Raw genomic sequence first — 19,055 nt, forward strand, 5'->3', positions numbered from 1 at the left:
TTGTGGGCAGCCCACCAATTGAAAAGCCCACCAGTGTGGTGGGCTTTGCTGTCTTCAGCAATACCGGTTAACACCGAGTATTGCAACTGCCTTTTAGACCGAGAAGGATGAACCACAACCGCAGGTGGTGGTTGCATTCGGATTCTTGATCACGAATTGGGCGCCGTTCAGGTCTTCCTTGTAGTCGATTTCCGCGCCAGTCAGGTACTGAAAGCTCATGGAATCGATCAACAAGGTCACGCCACCCTTGTCCAGTGTCGTGTCGTCTTCATTGACGTCTTCATCAAAGGTAAAGCCATATTGAAAGCCAGAGCACCCACCGCCCTGCACGAATACGCGCAGTTTCAGGTTGGGGTTGCCTTCCTCGTTGATCAAGTCCCGCACTTTGGCGGCGGCCGCGTCGGTGAATACCAAAACGCTAGGTTGTTCTGTGGTTGCTTCCATGGTGTCCTGCCTAATTTAAGCCTGTTTACTGCCAGATCCTGCCTTGCTGCTGGCCAAGGCCAGTTTCGCGGGGGCAGAGTCATCTTGCTCGTGATGCAAAGTACCATCCACGACTGCGCCGGGATGCATCTCCAATGCCTTGTATCTTACGTCACCTGAGACATTTGCGGAAGGGTGGAGTTCCAGAAGTTCTTTGGCCTCAATCGGCCCCACAATGTGACCACTGACCACCACATGCCCAACTCGCACGCTGCCATTGACTCGGCCCGTCTCGGAGATCACGAGGAGGGACTTGGCCCCTTCTTCGGCCACCACATTGCCGTCCACCTCGCCATCAATGCGCAGGCCACCCTTGAACTTCATGTCGCCCTTGATCTGCATGCCAGCACCCACCAGGCTCTGGATGGGCAACATGCGTTTGGATTTTTTCGAAAACATGGTGTGCTCGCTTTTACAGTTTGGTGCTGGATTGGGCCCGAATGGTGCCGCCCTCCAATATTCTCAACTCGACACTTTGCAGCTTTGCCCCTTCAGGCAGGGAAAACGTCCCGGCAACCCTGGAAAAGCGGGTCAAGCGTATTTCAAATTGGGGATCTTTTGCACCGGCATTTGAGGGTAACACGATGACAGCCGGTTTGTCTTTGTTCAAAGTCTTGATCAGAAGTTGAACTTTAAGGTTAACCGGTTGGCTGTCATTGCCCTGAATCAGCAGGGCCCTGTAGCGGTATTGGTTGGGAACCGTGTCCCGGGTCACCTGCAGGCGCTTTAGGGAAATGGCGCCTTCCAGGCTGCCCGGTATGAATCCCTCAAAAAACGCGAGATCTTCCTTCAGGCGGGCATTTTCGCCTTCCAGATTGGTGATCAACAGGTTTAGCTTCTCGCGCTCTTCCTCGTCCAGTTTTTGAAGTTCAGCCGAGCGGGCGGCGGTGTCCTTCAGGTCTTGGTTTTCCCGTCGGAGTGTGTCCAGTTGCGTATTGAGGTCACTGACTTCCGGTGTTGAAAACAGGCGTTGCATGGCGTTGTTTTGCGGCCCCAGGCTTGCATACAGGGCAATCGCCACGCTGACCATCAAACCCAAACCCAGACCGATTGCAAACGCAATCCGCGAAGAACGCTGAACACCGGGCAGCAGCGTTTTCAGCTGGTTTCGGCGTCGACGCAAATTGTGGGTCAGTTTGCTCACGGGGCCAGTGGCAATTGCTCAAGGCCCAGGTGCTCGGGCAAGTCGAACATGACATTCATGGCTTGCACCGCCTGACCAGCCGCGCCTTTGACCAGGTTGTCGATGGTCGCCAATATCACCGCAGTGTCCCGCCCCTGTGGGCGGTGGATGGCCAGGCGCACAAAATTGGATCCCCGGACATGTTTGGTCTCGGGCAGTGAACCTTTGGGCATCACATCCACGAAGTATTCATGTTGGTAATGATGTTCGTACAGGGCTTGCAGGTCAGTGGCCTGGCCTGCCTCGTTGAGTTTGACGTAGACGGTTGCGAGAATGCCGCGCACCATGGGCACCAGGTGTGGCGTGAATGTGATGTGGGTCTTGCGGCCTGAAATCATTGCCAATCCTTGCTCGATTTCCGGCAAGTGACGATGTCCACTCACCCCATAGGCCTTGAAGTTCTCGCTCGCCTCTGCAAACAGGCTACCGACTGTGGCTTTGCGGCCAGCGCCGGACACCCCCGATTTACAGTCGGCGATGATGCTGGTTTCATCAATCAAGGGCGCGCCCGCAGTCAGCAACGGTTTCAATGCCAATTGAACTGAGGTGGGGTAGCAACCGGCCAGACCGACCAAGCGGGCTTTTCTAACGGCGTCTCGATGTGCTTCAATCAGGCCGTACACAGCCTCTTCCAGCAAGGCGGGCTCCGAGTGCGGCATGCCATACCACTGTTCAAATTCGGCGGTGTTTTTCAGTCTGAAGTCGGCACCCAAGTCCACCACGCGAATGCCTGCATTCACCAATTCAGCCGCCTGTGCCATGCACACCCCGTGCGGTGTGGCAAAAAACACCAGGTCGCAACCTTTCAAGGATTCAAAGGTGGGTTCGGTAAAAGCAATGTTGACGCGCTTTCGCAGGGCAGGAAACATGTCCGCCACGGGTTGGCCCACTTCACCTCGGGATGTGATGGCGTTGAGTTCAACCTTGGGGTGTAACGCCAGGATGCGCAACAATTCGGAACCGGTGTAGCCTGTTCCACCCACAATGCCCACTTTGATCATTTCGTGCCCTTGATTGCCAAAGATTCCAAAAAAGTACCGACAGAAAAAAAGCCGCACAGATGTGCGGCTTTTGATTGTACTCCAGCTGGGAGGGTGGCTGGATGAGAGTCTGAGTTCTCGTGGGTCGTAATACCTGGGGTATTAACGCTTGGAGAACTGTTTGCGACGGCGGGCGCCACGCAAACCAACTTTCTTACGTTCGACTTCACGGGCATCCCGTGTGACCAAACCTGCTTTGGACAGGGTGGGTTTCAGTTCTGCGTCATAGTCGATCAGTGCACGGGTCAGGCCGTGGCGCACAGCGCCCGCTTGACCAGTTTCACCACCACCACGAACGTTGACCATGATGTCGAAGTTCTCTTCGTTGGCAGTCAGAACCAAAGGTTGACGGGCAACCATCTGGCCAGTTTCGCGGGCGAAGTATTCAGTCAGGGGTTTGCCGTTCACAACGAACTGGCCTGTGCCCTTCTTGATAAAAACGCGTGCAACCGAGCTTTTGCGGCGACCGGTACCGTAATTGTATTCACCAATCATGCTTCACCTCAGATTTCAAGCGGCTTGGGTTGTTGGGCAGAGTGCGGGTGCTCGGCTTCAGCGTAGATCTTGAGTTTCTTGATCATTGCGTAGCCCAGAGGACCCTTGGGCAGCATGCCCTTGACAGCTTTTTCCAGCGCACGGCCGGGAAAGCGTTCCTGCATCTTGTCGAAGTTTGTTTCGTAGATGCCGCCGGGGAAACCGGAGTGGCGGAAGTACTTCTTGTTCAGGCCTTTGGTGCCTGTCACACGCAGTTTTCCGGCATTGACCACGATGATGAAATCACCGGTGTCGATGTGGGGTGTGAATTCAGGTTTGTGTTTGCCACGCAGGCGACGCGCAACTTCACTGGCTACGCGGCCCAGCACCTTGTCGGTGCCGTCAATCACAAACCACTCTTGTTTAACCTCACCGGGTTTGGCTGAGTAGGTTTTCATGGTTATTCCTTAAGGGTTGAAATGTACGACTTCACCTGTTGCCTCTCTTGTTGTGACCTTGAAACCAAGGCCGGTCGAAAGGCTCTCCCAACAGGTAACCCGCGATTTTAGCAAACTTTTGATTATTCGGTTAAAATTTTTCGCGTTTGGTGCTGTTCGCCGCGGTCAGGCCACTTGCAGGGCTCTTTGAAGTCGTCATTCAGACGAAAAAAAACCCAAGCACCGAGGTGCTTGGGTTTAAATCCACCAAAGGAGGAGGGTGGAGGAGACAACCTTGCGTTGGGTGACGAGGATCAAATCAACTGCATCACATCTTCAACGTCTATGGCTCAATTGTAGGCATAATTCTGTTGCAGTGCAAGAGGTTTGAAGGTCTGTCCGATTTTGGCAACTGTTTTGTTGATTATCGGGTCATTTAAAAATAATCAATAAAATCAATTGTTTGATAAAAATATTACTGACTCATTGGTTATTTTTAACAAAACTTTACTCAAATAGAGTGAGTTTTCAGGTGTTGTTTGGAGTTTTGTTGTGCATAGCACAATGACAATTGTGTGATTTTTACAGGGTGAATTGATGGAAGCGGAAGTCAGTTGGTCCGGTTTGCCGGGCATGAGTTTTGTGGCCACCACAGGCAGTGGTCACATGTTTTGTATGGACGGTGCGGTGGATGGCGGCGGCAATAACCTCGCGCCCCGTCCCATGGAAGTGGTTCTGTCGGGCACGGGTGCTTGCACTGCCTATGATGTGGTGCTGATTCTGCGGAAAAGTGGCCAGGACGTCCGCAATTGCCACGTCAAGTTAACGGCCGAGCGCGCGGACAAAGAACCCAAGGTGTTCACCAAAATCAACTTTCACTTCACCGTGACGGGTCGTGGCTTAAAGCCCAATTTGGTGGACAGGGCCATCAAGCTGTCGCATGAAAAGTATTGTTCGGCTTCTGCCATGCTGGGAAAAACGGCCGAGTTGATTTTCACGCACGAGATTGTGGAAGACTAAATTTTTTGTGCCAATGTGGTCATGACCTTGGACATCGCGGTCATGGCCACTTTCACCGGAAGGGGTAAATGTTCCCCGCCGTGCGCCATGGCGGATTGGCCATGTTCAATTTCATCTTGTTTCATCTGTTCGAGAATGGCACGGGATGCAGTGTCTGCGGCGGGCAGTCGTTGCAAGTGATTGTTCAGGTGCTTTTCCACCTGTTTTTCGGTTTCAGCCATAAACCCCAGGCTGACTTTGTCACCCAATTGGCCAGCAACCAAGCCAAGCGCAAATGCGCCGCCGTACCACAGTGGGTTCAGCAGGCTCGGGCGTGCGCCCAATTCATCCAGGCGTTCTTGAGTCCACGCCAGGTGGTCTGCTTCCTCGCGGGCGGCTTCCAAAAACAACGCCTTTTTGGCTGGGTCTGTGCTGCTTAAGGCTTGCGCCTGATACAGGGCCTGTGCGCACACCTCGCCCACGTGGTTCACGCGCATCAAGCCAATGACTTGGGACTTTTCCTGATCATTCAGCACATCACCTTCGCCTTTGAGGTTTCTGGCCGGGTTGCGTCGTTGCGCGATGGGCGTGGCGGTGAGGGTTTTCAGCGCCTTGTCGGCTTCGGCCAACAAAGCATCCAGAGAGGGAAGGTTAAACGGTAAGGCCATGGTGCTGCTTCTAATCCCTTGATTTTTCGGGTGTGTCTTCATTTTAGCAAATAGAGCGGGTAGAATCCGCACCCAACGCGCAACGATTTACAACGTCCCCGTGTTTCCGCCCGTGCTGCAACGCAGTGCCTATCGGGCACGGTGGGCATTTGCAGGCACACCATGACTTCTCGAAAAAAGCTGTTTATCAAAACTTTTGGCTGCCAAATGAACGAGTACGACTCGGACAAAATGGCGGATCTTCTGGGCCAATCGGATGGATTGGACCGCACGGACAACCCCGAAGAAGCGGATGTGATCCTGTTCAACACTTGCTCGGTGCGGGAAAAGGCCCAAGAGAAAGTGTTCAGTGACCTGGGGCGCGTCAAGCACCTGAAAAAATCCAATCCGGATTTGATCATCGGGGTGGGTGGGTGCGTGGCCAGCCAGGAAGGCGAGGCGATTGTGAAACGCGCACCCTACGTGGATGTGGTCTTCGGACCGCAAACCTTGCACCGCTTGCCCCAGCTGATCGAAAAAAAGCGCAGCACCCAGCGGCCGCAAGTTGACATTTCTTTTCCGGAAATCGAGAAATTTGACAGTCTTCCCATGGCCAAAAACACGGGCGCCACGGCCTTTGTGTCCATCATGGAAGGCTGCAGCAAATATTGCAGCTTCTGCGTGGTGCCCTACACCCGGGGCGAGGAAATTTCCCGTCCTTTTGAGGATGTGTTGACGGAAGTGGCGGACCTGACTGATCAAGGTGTGAAAGAGATCAACTTGCTGGGCCAAAATGTGAATGCCTACCGCGGCAAGATGGCCGATGGCGAAATTGCCGACTTCGCGCTGTTGCTGGAGTATGTGCATGAAATCCCAGGCGTAGAACGTATTCGTTTCACCACCTCACACCCCAAAGAGTTCACACAACGCTTGATTGACTGCTATGCGCGCTTGCCCAAGTTGGTGAGCCATTTGCATTTGCCGGTTCAGGCGGGTTCGGATCGGATTCTGGCGGCCATGAAGCGCGGTTACACGGCATTGGAATACAAGTCCATCATTCGCAAGCTGCGTGAAATCCGCCCCAATCTGGCCATGTCTTCCGACTTTATTGTGGGTTTTCCTGGCGAAACCGAAGCGGATTTTGAAAAGACCATGGATTTGATCAAGGCCGTGGGTTTCGATACGTCCTTTTCGTTTGTGTACAGTCCACGCCCCGGTACGCCAGCGGCCGATCTGGAAGACGGTGTTGACCAAGCCACCAAATTGGCGCGCCTTTCCCGTTTGCAGAAGCACATTGAGGCGCACGCCGCGCACATCAGCCAGACTTTGCTGGGCACCACCCAAACCGTGTTGGTGGAAGGGCCTTCCAAGAAAAATCCCGAGGAATTGTCCGGTCGCACCGAATGCAATCGGGTGGTTAATTTTGCCGGACATCCCAGACTGGCGGGCCAGATGGTGGAAGTTCGCATTGTGGAGGCGTTCCCGCATTCCTTGCGTGGGGAGTTGCTGGGGGTCCGGTAGTGGGTGGCACCCACGGCCTGTCAAAACACCGTCAAGTGATTTGCGGTATCCTTGAGGCCTTGCATTGAATAGAGGGTAATGCACCCGTATGTCTGACCCCAGTCCGTTGCAGCCTCAGCCAGCCGCTTCCAACCGGCGCGAGCGGGGGCTGCTAGAACGTTTGTCCTGGCTGCTTCTGCGCGAGCCGGAAGATCGCGAGCAATTGCTTGAGGTGCTGCAGCAAGCCCATGAGCGAAACTTGCTCGATGCCGATGCCCTGTCCATGATTGAAGGGGTGATGCAGGTGAGCGAATTGGCTGCCCGTGACATCATGATCCCTCGGGCCCAGATGGACCTCATCAACATTGAAGACTCCCTCGAAGACATTTTGAGCTTTGCAGTGGACAAGTCGCATTCCCGGTTCCCGGTGTATGAGGGCCAACGCGACAACGTCATTGGCGTGTTGTTGGCCAAAGACCTCCTGCAGTGCCAGTTGCGGGAAGGGGTTGATCTTCGGGACATGTTGCGCCCAGCCGTTTTTATTCCTGAAAGCAAGCGCCTGAATGTGTTGTTGCGGGATTTTCGTCAAAACCGCAACCACATTGCGCTGGTGGTGGATGAGTTCGGCGGTGTGGCCGGTTTGGTCACCATTGAGGATGTGCTGGAACAGATTGTGGGTGATATTGAAGACGAATACGACTTCGATGAGGAAGCCGACAACATTGTCAGCCTGGAAGGTGCTGACACAGGGGTTTACCGTGTCAAGGCCGTGACCGAAATTGAGCAGTTCAATGCGGTTTTTGGAACGCGATTCGAAACAGACCAGGCCGACACCGTGGGGGGGCTTTTGTCCTGCCACCTGGCCCGTGTGCCTCGTCGCGGCGAGGTGGTGCAGATGGACACCATCCGCTTTGAGGTGTTGCGGGCGGATGCCCGGCAGGTTCAGTTGCTGAAGGTGCAGGTCACAACGCCGTCCGATGTCTCATCCGCTGAACATTCCTCTGACGTCGAAACCACGTCACCCAAAGCCGCCAATCTGTGATGATGTTTGTTCTGATCGGCGTTCTGCTGGGTGCCCCATGGGCTTTGTCGTTTGCACCCTTTGCGTCCTGGTGGCTTGGGTTCGCCCTGCTGATTGTTTTGCAAGAGGTGGTGTTGCGAACATCCAGCCACAAGCAGGCGGCTTGGCTTGGCTTTGGGTTTGGATGGGCTGCTTTTTGTGTCGGTGTTCATTGGCTGTTCACCAGCTTGCACCACTATGGCGGTTTGCCGGCCTGGTTTGCCGTGCTGTCGGTGGGGCTTTTTTCAGCCTACCTTGCCCTGTTTTCAGCACTGGCCTGTGCGGTGCCTCGTTGGTGGGGTGGGCGTACACAGTCACTCAAGGCTTCACCCCTGCTCACTGCAGCCGTTTGGGCTGCATCGTGGACCTTCTTCGAATGGCTTCGCGGTACTCTGTTCACGGGCTTTGCCTGGCTCAATTTGGGCGATACGCTGGTTGATTCGCCATTGGCCAATTTGTTGCCCTGGCTGGGCAATTACGGGGCGTTGTTTCTGGTGTTGTGGGTGGCCACTGCCTTGGTTCAAACCCTGCGTGAGGCCATCAAGCGCCGGGCCATGCTGGGCAAGCCATCGTTGCAGCTGCTGGGTCTGTTGGGTTTGCTCGCTGCCTTGTTGAATGCCCCGGTGGCTGTTCAGTCTGCGGGGCTGTTGACGGTTGCGGGTGTGCAAACCAATGTGGACCAAAGCATCAAATTCGACCCGGACCGCATCATCGGGAATATGCAGCAGGCCTTCAAGTTGGGTGATGTTGCCCGGGCCAAACTGGACGCATCACCCTCGGGCGGCGCGCTGTTGTTCCCAGAAACCGTCAACCCTTTGGTGTGGACAGACACGCCCGATGTTTGGCAGCAGCGATTTAGAGATTTTGGTGTTCCCGGAAAAATTGATGTTGTGATGGGCTCTGCCATTCAAGAAGGCCGGGACTATTACAACTCTATTGTTGTGTTCAATGGCGCAGAGCGGGACAGAGACCTGTTGATCCCGCAGCGTCGACACGACAAGCGACATCTCGTCCCTTTTGGAGAGTTCATCCCCACCGGCTTTGCTTGGTTTGTCGGCATGCTCAACATGCCCATGGGTGAATTCAGTCGTGGCCAAGGTCCTTTGGAGCCGTTGCGCATTGCGGGTCAATCGGTGGCTGGAACGGTTTGCTACGAAGACATTTTCAGTGGTGAGTTTGCTGGGCTGCTGGCGGATGCCAAGCATGAGCCGACGGTGCTGTTGAACCTGAGCAATCTGGCCTGGTTTGGACAGTCGTGGGCGCTGGATCAGCATGCGCAAATGGGACGTACGCGCTCGGCTGAGCACCGCAAGCCGGGATTGCGCGTCACCAACACGGGCTTGTCTGGCTTGGTGGATGACCATGGTCGATGGGTGGTCAAAGTTGCGCCGGGCCAAGCCATGGTGTGGGATGGCCAAATTGAAGGACGGAAGGGCAGAACCCTGTTTTCCCGTCTAGGGTCTTTCCTCTGGTTTGGCATTTGGGGCGTTGTGCTTGTGCTGATGGTGCTTCGAGACCGTCGCGCAAGGGCTTACAATAGCGGTATTCCAATTTGAAAGTGTCTTGCCATGTCGATTAGTCCTGTACGCGAGATTGTTGAAGAAATGCGCAACGGTCGCATGGTGATCCTCGTTGATGAGGAAGACCGTGAAAACGAGGGTGATCTGGTGCTGGCGGCCGATTTCGTCACCCCCGAGGCCATCAACTTCATGGCCAAGTTTGGGCGCGGCTTGATTTGCCTGACATTGACTGAAGAAAAATGTCGTCAGTTGGGCCTGCGGCCCATGGTGCAGGCCAACGGGTCTTCACATGGCACCAACTTCACCGTGTCGATTGAGGCCGCCGAGGGGGTCTCCACCGGTATTTCCGCAGCGGACCGTGCCCACACCATTCGCGTGGCTGTTAACCGCAATGCAAAGCCTGAAGACTTGGTGCAGCCCGGCCACATTTTCCCGTTGTCAGCGGTCAACGGCGGGGTGTTGATGCGTGCTGGGCATACTGAGGCCGGTTGCGATCTGGCTGCCATGGCTGGCCTAACACCAGCGTCTGTGATTTGCGAAATCATGAAAGACGACGGGACCATGGCCCGCCTGCCCGATCTGATTGAATTTGCCAAAGAGCACAATCTGAAAATCGGCACGATTGCCGACCTGATTCAATACCGAAGTGCCAACGAATCCTTGATTGAACGGATGCATGAACGCACCCTGAACACAGTAGAAGGTGAGTTCCGTTGCGTGTCGTATCGCGACAAGCCCACGGCCAGTGCCCACTTTGCCTTGGTGTATGGTCAAGTGGACCCCGATCGTGAAATGCTGGTGCGTGTGCACGAACCCACTTCCATGATCGATTTCCTAGAAGCGCGGTATTCCGAGCATTCTTTTTCAATTCCCGCAGCCATGAAGCGCGTGGTGGAAGAGGGGGCCGGTGTGATTGTGCTCTTGAACTGCAACGTGTCATCCGACCGTTTGCTGGGGCAGTTTGCATCCCTGGACGACATCGAGCAACGTGGCACCACCAGTCGAAAAGGCGCTGGTTCAAGCCCAGACCTGCGCACTTATGGCGTGGGTGCCCAAATTTTGAAGGACCTGGGGGTGAACAAAATGAAACTCTTGTCCCGCCCCCGGAAAATGCCCAGCATGGCCGGCTTTGATCTGGAAGTGTCTGGCTACATTCATGGAGAAGGCAAATGAGCAACAAGCCGGGAAGTGTGCCCGCAAATCTGAATGGCGATGGCATCCGCGTGGGCGTTGTTCAGGCGCGTTTCAATGAAGAAATCACCGACGGGTTGTGGCGGGCCTGCTGCAGCGAGTTGTTGCGTTTGGGTGTGCTCAATGAAGACATCCTGCACATGACTGTGCCGGGTGCGATGGAGTTGCCGATCACATTGCAACGTTTGGCGCAGTCGGGCGAGTTTGATGTGCTCGTGGCCCTGGGCTGCGTCATCAAAGGTGACACTTACCATTTCGAAATTGTCTGCAACGAAAGCGCACGCGGCATATCGGCAGTGGCGATTGACAATGATGTGCCAGTGGTGAACATGGTGCTGACCACCTACACCGAAGACCAGGCGATTGAGCGCATTGAGGACAAAGGCGTGGATGCAGCCCGTTGTGCTGTTGAAATGGGCAACCTCATGATGACCTTGGATGACAACCTGCCCGGCTTGAGCGGAGATGAAGTGGATGAGTGATGACGATCAAAAGCGCCGCGGTCATACCCGGAATGCCCGTCGCCGGTCTCGTGAACTGGCCTTGCAGGGCCTGTATCAGTGGTTTTTGAATCCCAGCGAGGTGGGCGAAATTGATGCCCACATTCAGGATGCCCCCGGCTTTGACAAGGCGGATCGCGCACATTATCAGTCGCTGTTGCACGGTTCGGTTCGCAATCTCGAAGACTTGATCCATCAAATCCAGCCATTCGTGGATCGGCCCTGGCCCGAGCTCAGCCCCGTTGAAAAAGCAGTGCTGGTGCTGGGCACGCATGAAATGAACACACACCTGGATATTCCATACCGCGTGGTGATCAACGAAGCCGTTGAGTTGACCAAAACCTTTGGTGGCACCGACGCGTTCAAGTTCATCAACGGTGTGTTGGACAAAGTGGCTGGACAAGCGCGTCAGGCGGAAATTCGCGCGCAATAAACCCGTGGAGCGTGTCGAATGGCCAGTCCGGAATTCGGCCTGATTGACCGGTATTTCAAGGAGCCTTTTGCGCCCCTGTTGGCAAGGCACACCTTGCAGGTGCCCGCCGGTATTGGCGATGACTGCGCCGTTCTGAATCCCGCCCCGGGGCATCGCCTGTTTGTGTCGACCGACACCTTGGTCACAGGCGTGCATTTTTATCCGGATGTGTCGCCCGTGGATTTGGGTTGGAAGTCCCTGGCGGTCAACCTGTCTGATTTGGCGGCCTGCGGTGCCGAGCCTTTGGGCTTCACGCTGGCTTTAAGCCTTCCGGAATTAAATCCCGACTGGTTGACTGGATTCTCCAAGGGCTTGCTGTCCATTGCCGAGCGCTACAACTGCCCCTTGGTGGGTGGCGACACCACGCGGGCGAACCATGCAACGGGTTTGTCCATCACCATCACCGTATTCGGACAGGCGCCGGCCTCGCACCCTGGTTTTCCAAGATCCGCCGCCCAGGTTGGCGATCAACTCTGGGTGCAAGGTCTGCCCGGTTTGGCCCGCATCGGCTTGTTGATCGAAGCTGATCAACGGGGGCTGCTTGGCACGCTGCTCAGCAGTCCACCGCCCGTTTGGTCATCCTTCCGTGCCGGGCTGCCACCAGAACTGTGCCATCGCGCCAGCCGCCAGCTGAATCAGCCCCAACCCCAGGTTGAACTTGGGCATCAATTGCGCGGCATTGCGCACGCCTGTCTGGACACCTCCGATGGACTCAGTGGTGATGTCGCGCACATCGCCAAAGCCAGTCAGCTTGCACTGGTGTTGAATGAATCCGCCCTGATCGAAGCCTGGCATCGCGAGTTTCCCCAATGGTGTGGCCAATTGGACGCTGCGTCGTTGACGTTTCTGCTGGATTGCGCAGTCACAGGGGGGGACGACTACAGCCTGTGTTTTACGGCACCCCCATCGGCCAACGAGGCCATCCTGCAGTTGTCCGATAACCATTCGCTGTTTGCGTTGGGGGAGGTGAGGGCTGGGCAGGGCGTTTGGTTGCAGGCCTTGGCAGGCAGCGCTTCGAATCCTGTACCATTAAATTCACGGTCATTTACCCACTTTTAATGTCTGACCAGATGCCCAATCCTTTCAGCTCAGGTTGTTGATGCACGCCATGCCAAGCCGGAAAATCCGACCAGACTGGAAGTTTGCCCTGTCCAACCCAGCACACCTGTTGGCTTTGGGTTTTGGCAGTGGTTTGGCGTGGGTGGTGCCAGGCACCTTTGGAACGCTGTTTGGCTGGTTGACCTATGTCTGGATGGCACCCCACATTCCCTCCCTGTCGCTTTGGGGGGCTCTGCTCACCCTGGCTTTCGGTGTAGGTTGTGTCTGTTGTCATATCACGGGTCGAGCGTTGGGTGTTGCTGACCATGGCAGCATTGTGTGGGACGAAGTGGTGGCCATTTGGCTGGTGTTGCTGGTGGCGGCACCCGTGTATTCAACGCCGCTGCAGCAATTGGCTTGCGTGGTGGTTTTCCGCTTTTTCGACATGGTCAAGCCGCCACCCATTCGCTGGTTTGATCAACGCTGGAAGAATGGATTTGGCGTGATGTGGGACGACATCGTGGCTGCCTTGATCAGCTTGTTTGTGCTGGCCTTGGCCGCACGCTGGACGAATGAATGGTTATATTGAATCCTCAGGCACCGGACCGGTTTGATTCTCATGAACACAGAACTTGAAGCAATTGCCCGGCAATTCCGGGAGGCCCGAGCCAAATTGGGGGTGGTGGAATCCTGCACCGGGGGCGGCCTGGGCAGTGCCATCACCAGCTTTGCCGGTTCCAGCGATTTTTTCGAAGGCGGGATTATCACCTACTCCAACGCTGTGAAAATGAAATCGGTGTATGTCCGCGAGTCAACGTTGGAAACCCATGGCGCCGTCAGCGAAGAATGTGTCAAGGAAATGGCCAATGGCGGCATGGTCGCCCTGGGTGTGGATTGCTGTCTGTCCATTTCTGGCATTGCAGGTCCAGGTGGTGGGTCTGCCGAAAAGCCGGTGGGGACTGTGTGGTTTGGCCTGGCCGTGCGCCACAAATCGATTGAAGCATTCCACAAGGTATTCGACGGAGACCGCGCGGCGGTGCGGGCTCAGGCGGTACAAACCGGGTTAGAAATCCTCTCCAAGGTATCACTCAAAAAGACTGTATAGATAAACAGTAAATTCTGTGCAATAATTCAGGCATTAACAACCGATTCGTTGAAGGCAAACCATGGAAGACTTGCGGACCAAGAACCAATCAGCAGACAAAGTGAAAGCACTGGCTGCTGCGCTAAGCCAAATTGAAAAGCAGTTTGGCAAGGGCAGCATCATGCGTTTTGGTGAAAACGAGGTTGAACACGACATTCAGTCCGTTTCCACCGGGTCCCTGGGCCTGGACATCGCGCTGGGCATTGGTGGTCTGCCGCGTGGCCGTGTGGTCGAAATTTATGGTCCCGAATCTTCCGGTAAAACAACACTGACCCTGCAGGTTATTGCAGAAATGCAGAAGCTGGGCGGTACCTGCGCATTCATCGATGCTGAACACGCACTGGACGTACAGTACGCTCAGAAGCTGGGTGTCAACCTGTCCGACCTGCTGATTTCCCAACCCGATACGGGCGAACAGGCCCTTGAAATTGTGGATGCTTTGGTGCGTTCCGGTTCCGTGGACTTGGTGATTATCGACTCGGTGGCCGCGCTCACGCCCAAAGCGGAAATTGAAGGCGACATGGGCGATTCTTTGCCTGGTTTGCAGGCCCGGTTGATGAGTCAGGCCCTGCGCAAGCTCACCGCCAACATCAAGCGGACCAACTGCCTGGTGATTTTCATTAACCAAATCCGGATGAAAATCGGCGTGATGTTTGGTAGCCCAGAGACCACCACAGGCGGCAATGCGCTGAAGTTTTACGCCTCTGTCCGTTTGGACATTCGCCGCACAGGTTCCATCAAAAAGGCCGATGAGGTCATTGGCAATGAAACCCGCGTCAAAGTGGTCAAGAACAAGGTCAGCCCCCCATTCCGCGAGGCCGAGTTCGATATTTTGTACGGTCAGGGCACATCCAGAGAGGGAGAAATTGTTGATTTGGGCGTGTTGCACGGCTTCGTTGACAAATCCGGTGCCTGGTATGCCTACAACGGCGAGAAAATCGGCCAAGGCAAAGACAACGCCCGTGAATTTCTCAAGGCCAATCCGGCGATTGCCATGGAAATTGAAAACAAAATCCGTGAAAAACTGGGTGTGCGGACCATGGGGGCTGCAGATCTGAAGACCGCAGGCGATGAAGTCACGGAGGACTAAACCCCTGGTCGATGTAACCGAGGATGGTTTTGAACAGGTCAAGCCATCCTCACGCCCGCTGCCATCGGCCAAATCCAAAGCGGTGGCATTCCTGTCCCGCCGCGAACACTCCCGCAAAGAACTGCGTGACAAGCTTCTTCAACGCGGTTATTCCATTGAAGAAGTTGAGGAAGCCATTGAGTGGGCCACATCTCGACAGTTCCAGTCCGATACCCGGTTTGGTCAGTCTCTGGTTCGCCGTCGCTCTTCCACCTTGGGCAATCGGGCCATCGAGGCTGAATTGGCTCAGCATGGGCTCTCCCTGCAATCCACTGTCTCGTCCGTCGAACACCCAGGCAGCCCCGGCGATGCCAGTGCTGAACCTCCCGAAGTACTGGCGTCTGAAGTGGCTCGCGCACTGGACTGGTTGCGCAAACGGTTTTCCTCTGACCTGGCGCATTTGCTCGCCGATCAAGATTCGCCTGAACTACGGGAAAACCTCATGAAGCTGAAGGCCAAGGCCCTGCGTGGCTTGGGCACGAGGGGGTTTGAATTTGGCAACATTCACAAGGCTTGGAAAAGTCTGCTTGCCGAGATTCAGGCGGATGCGTGATATAGTCTCGCTTGGCTTATGTGTTTCAATAGAAGTGATAGTCTAGTTGTCTAACGAAGCGTTATTCGACGACACAAGAAGCAAAGAATGATGGGAAATCAATCTCCACGCACGCACGCCGTGCAGCATCCTTGCCCCTGCGGTTTTGTGGGGTCTTCGCTTGCGCTGTCACGCGATCAAAACACTCTCCATGGTTTGAAATTGCTCTGTCCGGCTGCCGTGTGCATCCAGGCCGAGGCGCGTTAACTTTCCAGCAAGGAATTCACATGAAAATTCACGAGTATCAAGGCAAGGAAATTCTCAAGAAGTATGGCGTTGCTGTACCAACCGGCTATCCCTGTTTTTCGGTGGACGAAGCCGTTGCGGCTGCTGAAAAGCTCGGTGGGCCAGTGTGGGTTGTGAAAGCGCAAATTCACGCGGGTGGGCGCGGCAAAGGTGGTGGCGTGAAGGTCGCCAAAAGCATGGCCGATGTCAAAACCTACGCCAGCCAAATTCTCGGCATGCAGCTCATCACGCACCAAACCAGTCCTGAGGGCCAAAAGGTGAGCCGTCTGTTGGTTGAAGAGGGTGCTGACATCAAGAAAGAATATTACGTGGGCATGGTGGTTGATCGTGTCACCCAGCGCGTGTGCGTGATGGCCTCCAGCGAAGGCGGCATGGAAATTGAAGAAGTTGCCGAACACACGCCAGAATTGATTCACAAAGTGTTTGTGGACCCTGTAACAGGCCTGACCGATGCCGAAGCGGACAGCCTTGCCACGAAAATCGGTATTCCGGCAGCGTCTGTGGCCAAGGCACGCGTGGCCTTCCAAGGCTTGTACAAAGCATTTTGGGACACCGATGCCAGCCTGGCTGAGATCAACCCGCTGATTCTCACTGGCAGTGGCGACATCATCGCGCTGGATGCCAAGATGAATTTTGATTCCAATGCTTTGTTCCGTCACCCGGACATTGTGGCCATGCGAGATTTGGCTGAGGAAGACCCGGCCGAAATCGAAGCCAGCAAGTTCGACCTGTCCTACATTTCCCTGGACGGTAACATTGGTTGTTTGGTCAACGGTGCCGGCTTGGCCATGGCGACCATGGACACCATCAAGCTGTTTGGTGGCGAGCCCGCCAACTTTCTGGACGTGGGCGGTGGTGCTACCACCGAGAAAGTGACCGAAGCGTTCAAGATCATGTTGAAGAACCCCAATCTGAAGGCCATTCTGGTCAATATTTTTGGCGGCATCATGCGTTGCGACGTGATCGCGGATGGTGTGGTTGCAGCGTCCAAAGCGGTGGGGTTGAAAGTGCCGTTGGTGGTGCGCATGAAGGGTACTAACGAAGACCTGGGCAAGAAAATTCTCGCTGATTCCGGTTTGCCGATTATTTCTGCCAACACCATGGGTGAAGCCGCCCAGAAAGTGGTGGCGGCAACCCAAGGGGCTTGAGCGCCGGTATTAGGGTCGGTTGAACCAACCGAATTGCATGATTTGATGCTCGGCAGCCCACGACTGGCCGAGCCACTGTAAAGGATTCAGACAATGTCTATTTTGATCAACAAAGACACCAAAGTCATTACTCAGGGTATCACCGGTAAAACCGGTCAGTTTCACACCCGCATGTGCCGCGAATACGCCAACGGTAAAAACTGCTTTGTGGCGGGTGTAAACCCCAAGAAAGCGGGTGAGGATTTTGAAGGTGTGCCTATTTTTGGCACTGTGGCCGATGCCAAAAAACAGACTGGTGCAAATGCATCGGTTATTTATGTTCCACCCCCCTTTGCCGCAGCAGCCATTTGGGAAGCTGTTGAGGCCGACCTGGATTTGGTCATTTGCATCACCGAGGGCATCCCTGTGCGCGACATGATGGAAGTGCGTGACCGCATGCGCAAGGAAGGCCGAAAAACCATTTTGGTGGGTCCGAATTGCCCCGGCGTGATTACGCCCGATGAAATCAAGATCGGCATCATGCCAGGTCATATTCACAAAAAGGGACGCATCGGTGTGGTGTCTCGCTCGGGCACGTTGACTTACGAAGCTGTGGGCCAATTGTCTGAACTTGGTTTGGGCCAGTCCAGTGCCGTCGGTATTGGCGGTGACCCAGTCAACGGACTGAAGCACATCGAAGTCATGAAAATGTTCAACGACGATCCCGACACCGATGCGGTGGTGATGATCGGCGAGATTGGCGGCAGCGATGAAGAAGAAGCCGCACTTTGGGTCAAAGACAACATGAAAAAACCTGTTGTTGGTTTTATCGCTGGCGTTACAGCCCCCCCAGGAAAGCGCATGGGCCATGCCGGTGCGATTATTTCTGGCGGTAAAGGCACTGCACAGGAAAAACTGGCCGTGATGGAGTCCTGCGGTATCACCGTCACCAAGGACCCATCCGAAATGGGTCGCTTGTTGAAAAAGGCAATCGGCATGTAAGTCATGTGTTGCGCTCAAATGTTGAGCGCATTGTGACGTTTTTTGCGATTAAAAACCCCACCTGTTAATCCCTACAGGTGGGGTTTTGTTTTTTCCCGCAAATGGGGGTAATGCGCTCGCACAGCGTTGAAGAACAATAAAGGCTCACTGACCACTCCTTTGAGGATAACCATGAGCCCATACGCAAGTCTTCCCCGTCGTGCCCTGAACAGCAGGGCTGGCGGTTTTACTTTGATTGAACTGATGATTGCGATCGCCATCGTTGGTGTATTGGCAGCCATTGCTGTACCGGCCTTTGCAAACTACTTGGCACGTGGTCGGGTGTCGGAAGCCATCAACTACGCTCAAACCTGTAAAACTGGCTTTATCGAGTTTTACTCTACCAAGGGTGCTGTACCCACTACCAACTCCGATGCCAACTGTCCAACGGTGGCCACCGACAACGTAAGGTCTGTTGCAATCACCAACAACCCGCCAGCGGTGGTGGTGAATTTGGTCAATACCAGTGTTTTACCAACAGCTATTCGCAACCAGTCCATTATCCTTCAGCCTCTGAACGCTGCAGGCGCCCGACTGAATGCGGCCAACGGCGACACCATTGTGAGCTGGAGGTGTTCAGTCGGTACATCAACGGCCGCTGCTCTAGCAGGCACCGCGAAAACTGATGCCTACAACCTGGTTCCCGCAATTTGCCGCAACGACCCAGTCTAAGGTTAGAGGTGCGTGATGGTTCAACCTCATTCGGGTGTGGATGAGGTTGAGCCAGTAAAGTCGCTTTTACCTCCTCGCTTTTCAACGAGACGCGTTTCCAACATGACCATGCCTTTGTCAATCGCCTTCAGCATGTCGTAAATGGTCAGTAAGCCCACCTGAACGCCCGTGAGGGCCTCCATCTCAACACCCGTTTTTCCCACGGTCTGTGCAGTGCAGTTGCAGGTTACTTCACACTGCACATCATTCAGCTCAAATTCCACGGCCAATCGGGTCAGAGGCAGCGGGTGACACAGCGGAATCAAGTCCGATGTGCGTTTGGCGCCCTGGATAGCGGCAATCCGCGCCACACCCAGAACATCTCCTTTTTTGCTGCTGCCTGCCTTTAACACCGCATACGCTTCGGCGCCCAGCCGGATACGGCCGGTGGCCACAGCCTTGCGTTCGGTTTCGGTTTTGGAGCCCACATCCACCATGTGGGCATTCCCGTGCTGATCAAAGTGTGTGAGACCGTTCATGCGCTGCTTCCTGAAAATGCGGTTTACTGATCTTTACTGCAA

Annotated in this window: 23 protein-coding genes; 15 read left to right on the plus strand and 8 right to left on the minus strand. The window is 54.9% G+C overall.

What is annotated here, in order from left to right; all coding sequences use genetic code 11:
• Nucleotides 1-93: 93 nt before the first annotated feature.
• The 6 genes from erpA to rplM form a co-directional block, all read right to left on the minus strand.
• Nucleotides 94-444, minus strand: a complete 351-nt coding sequence (erpA, locus tag VGE55_RS14765) for an iron-sulfur cluster insertion protein ErpA (RefSeq protein WP_256762512.1) — start codon at nt 442-444, stop codon at nt 94-96.
• Nucleotides 445-459: 15 nt separating this feature from the next.
• Nucleotides 460-882, minus strand: a complete 423-nt coding sequence (locus VGE55_RS14770; protein WP_331132433.1) for a polymer-forming cytoskeletal protein — start codon at nt 880-882, stop codon at nt 460-462.
• 13 nt (nt 883-895) lie between these two features.
• Complete coding sequence (locus tag VGE55_RS14775) at nt 896-1,627, minus strand: DUF6776 family protein (protein WP_331132434.1); 732 nt, start codon at nt 1,625-1,627, stop codon at nt 896-898.
• The gene (gene argC, locus VGE55_RS14780; RefSeq protein WP_331132435.1) at nt 1,624-2,667 is read right to left on the minus strand and encodes an N-acetyl-gamma-glutamyl-phosphate reductase; all 1,044 of its coding nucleotides are present in this window, start codon (nt 2,665-2,667) and stop codon (nt 1,624-1,626) included. The genes VGE55_RS14775 and argC overlap by 4 nt, the downstream gene beginning before the upstream one ends.
• Before the next feature lie 141 nt (nt 2,668-2,808).
• Nucleotides 2,809-3,201 (minus strand): 30S ribosomal protein S9, encoded by a 393-nt coding sequence (rpsI, locus tag VGE55_RS14785; protein ID WP_256762508.1) that lies wholly within the window; start codon nt 3,199-3,201, stop codon nt 2,809-2,811.
• 8 nt (nt 3,202-3,209) lie between these two features.
• Nucleotides 3,210-3,638: a 50S ribosomal protein L13 gene (gene rplM / locus VGE55_RS14790; RefSeq protein WP_256762504.1), complete on the minus strand. Its 429-nt coding sequence runs from the start codon at nt 3,636-3,638 to the stop codon at nt 3,210-3,212.
• Between the two features lie 576 nt (nt 3,639-4,214).
• Here rplM and VGE55_RS14795 point away from each other — a divergent pair.
• Nucleotides 4,215-4,637 carry an OsmC family protein gene (locus VGE55_RS14795; protein WP_331132436.1) on the plus strand — a complete coding sequence of 141 codons (423 nt, stop codon included), beginning with the start codon at nt 4,215-4,217 and terminating at the stop codon, nt 4,635-4,637.
• Here the strand turns inward: VGE55_RS14795 and coq7 are convergent.
• Nucleotides 4,634-5,284: a 2-polyprenyl-3-methyl-6-methoxy-1,4-benzoquinone monooxygenase gene (gene coq7, locus VGE55_RS14800; protein WP_331132437.1), complete on the minus strand. Its 651-nt coding sequence runs from the start codon at nt 5,282-5,284 to the stop codon at nt 4,634-4,636. The genes VGE55_RS14795 and coq7 overlap by 4 nt on opposite strands.
• Nucleotides 5,285-5,446: 162 nt before the next feature.
• On the opposite strand from coq7, the gene miaB reads away from it, so the two are divergent.
• From miaB to VGE55_RS14870, 14 genes are all read left to right on the plus strand, one after another.
• Nucleotides 5,447-6,784: a tRNA (N6-isopentenyl adenosine(37)-C2)-methylthiotransferase MiaB gene (gene miaB, locus VGE55_RS14805; protein ID WP_331132438.1), complete on the plus strand. Its 1,338-nt coding sequence runs from the start codon at nt 5,447-5,449 to the stop codon at nt 6,782-6,784.
• An 88-nt stretch (nt 6,785-6,872) separates the two neighbouring features.
• Nucleotides 6,873-7,805, plus strand: coding sequence for an HlyC/CorC family transporter (locus VGE55_RS14810; protein WP_331132439.1), 933 nt, complete (start codon nt 6,873-6,875; stop codon nt 7,803-7,805).
• Entirely contained in the window at nt 7,805-9,379 is a 1,575-nt protein-coding gene (gene lnt, locus VGE55_RS14815) for an apolipoprotein N-acyltransferase (protein WP_331132440.1), read from the plus strand. The genes VGE55_RS14810 and lnt overlap by 1 nt, the downstream gene beginning before the upstream one ends.
• Nucleotides 9,380-9,391: 12 nt before the next feature.
• The gene (gene ribBA, locus VGE55_RS14820) at nt 9,392-10,516 is read left to right on the plus strand and encodes a bifunctional 3,4-dihydroxy-2-butanone-4-phosphate synthase/GTP cyclohydrolase II (RefSeq protein WP_331132441.1); all 1,125 of its coding nucleotides are present in this window, start codon (nt 9,392-9,394) and stop codon (nt 10,514-10,516) included.
• Nucleotides 10,513-11,016 (plus strand): 6,7-dimethyl-8-ribityllumazine synthase, encoded by a 504-nt coding sequence (gene ribH, locus VGE55_RS14825; protein WP_331132442.1) that lies wholly within the window; start codon nt 10,513-10,515, stop codon nt 11,014-11,016. Before ribBA ends, ribH begins: the two co-directional genes overlap by 4 nt.
• The gene (gene nusB, locus VGE55_RS14830) at nt 11,009-11,467 is read left to right on the plus strand and encodes a transcription antitermination factor NusB (protein WP_331132443.1); all 459 of its coding nucleotides are present in this window, start codon (nt 11,009-11,011) and stop codon (nt 11,465-11,467) included. Before ribH ends, nusB begins: the two co-directional genes overlap by 8 nt.
• 18 nt (nt 11,468-11,485) lie before the next feature.
• The gene (gene thiL / locus VGE55_RS14835) at nt 11,486-12,565 is read left to right on the plus strand and encodes a thiamine-phosphate kinase (RefSeq protein WP_331132444.1); all 1,080 of its coding nucleotides are present in this window, start codon (nt 11,486-11,488) and stop codon (nt 12,563-12,565) included.
• A gap of 49 nt (nt 12,566-12,614) precedes the next feature.
• Nucleotides 12,615-13,133 carry a phosphatidylglycerophosphatase A gene (locus VGE55_RS14840; RefSeq protein ID WP_331132445.1) on the plus strand — a complete coding sequence of 173 codons (519 nt, stop codon included), beginning with the start codon at nt 12,615-12,617 and terminating at the stop codon, nt 13,131-13,133.
• Between the two features lie 30 nt (nt 13,134-13,163).
• Nucleotides 13,164-13,649: a CinA family protein gene (locus VGE55_RS14845; RefSeq protein ID WP_331132446.1), complete on the plus strand. Its 486-nt coding sequence runs from the start codon at nt 13,164-13,166 to the stop codon at nt 13,647-13,649.
• Nucleotides 13,650-13,710: 61 nt separating this feature from the next.
• Entirely contained in the window at nt 13,711-14,778 is a 1,068-nt protein-coding gene (gene recA / locus VGE55_RS14850) for a recombinase RecA (RefSeq protein WP_331132447.1), read from the plus strand.
• Entirely contained in the window at nt 14,759-15,370 is a 612-nt protein-coding gene (locus VGE55_RS14855; protein WP_331132448.1) for a regulatory protein RecX, read from the plus strand. Before recA ends, VGE55_RS14855 begins: the two co-directional genes overlap by 20 nt.
• A gap of 266 nt (nt 15,371-15,636) precedes the next feature.
• Nucleotides 15,637-16,803, plus strand: coding sequence for an ADP-forming succinate--CoA ligase subunit beta (sucC, locus tag VGE55_RS14860; protein ID WP_331132449.1), 1,167 nt, complete (start codon nt 15,637-15,639; stop codon nt 16,801-16,803).
• Nucleotides 16,804-16,896: 93 nt separating this feature from the next.
• Nucleotides 16,897-17,784, plus strand: coding sequence for a succinate--CoA ligase subunit alpha (gene sucD / locus VGE55_RS14865; RefSeq protein WP_331132450.1), 888 nt, complete (start codon nt 16,897-16,899; stop codon nt 17,782-17,784).
• A gap of 171 nt (nt 17,785-17,955) precedes the next feature.
• Nucleotides 17,956-18,495, plus strand: a complete 540-nt coding sequence (locus tag VGE55_RS14870; protein ID WP_331132451.1) for a pilin — start codon at nt 17,956-17,958, stop codon at nt 18,493-18,495.
• Between the two features lie 26 nt (nt 18,496-18,521).
• Here VGE55_RS14870 and moaC read toward each other — a convergent pair whose 3' ends face one another.
• Nucleotides 18,522-19,013 carry a cyclic pyranopterin monophosphate synthase MoaC gene (gene moaC, locus VGE55_RS14875; protein ID WP_331132452.1) on the minus strand — a complete coding sequence of 164 codons (492 nt, stop codon included), beginning with the start codon at nt 19,011-19,013 and terminating at the stop codon, nt 18,522-18,524.
• Between the last annotated feature and the right edge of the window lie 42 nt (nt 19,014-19,055).

It is taken from the genome of Limnobacter sp., assembly GCF_036405155.1.
Lineage (GTDB): Bacteria > Pseudomonadota > Gammaproteobacteria > Burkholderiales > Burkholderiaceae_B > Limnobacter.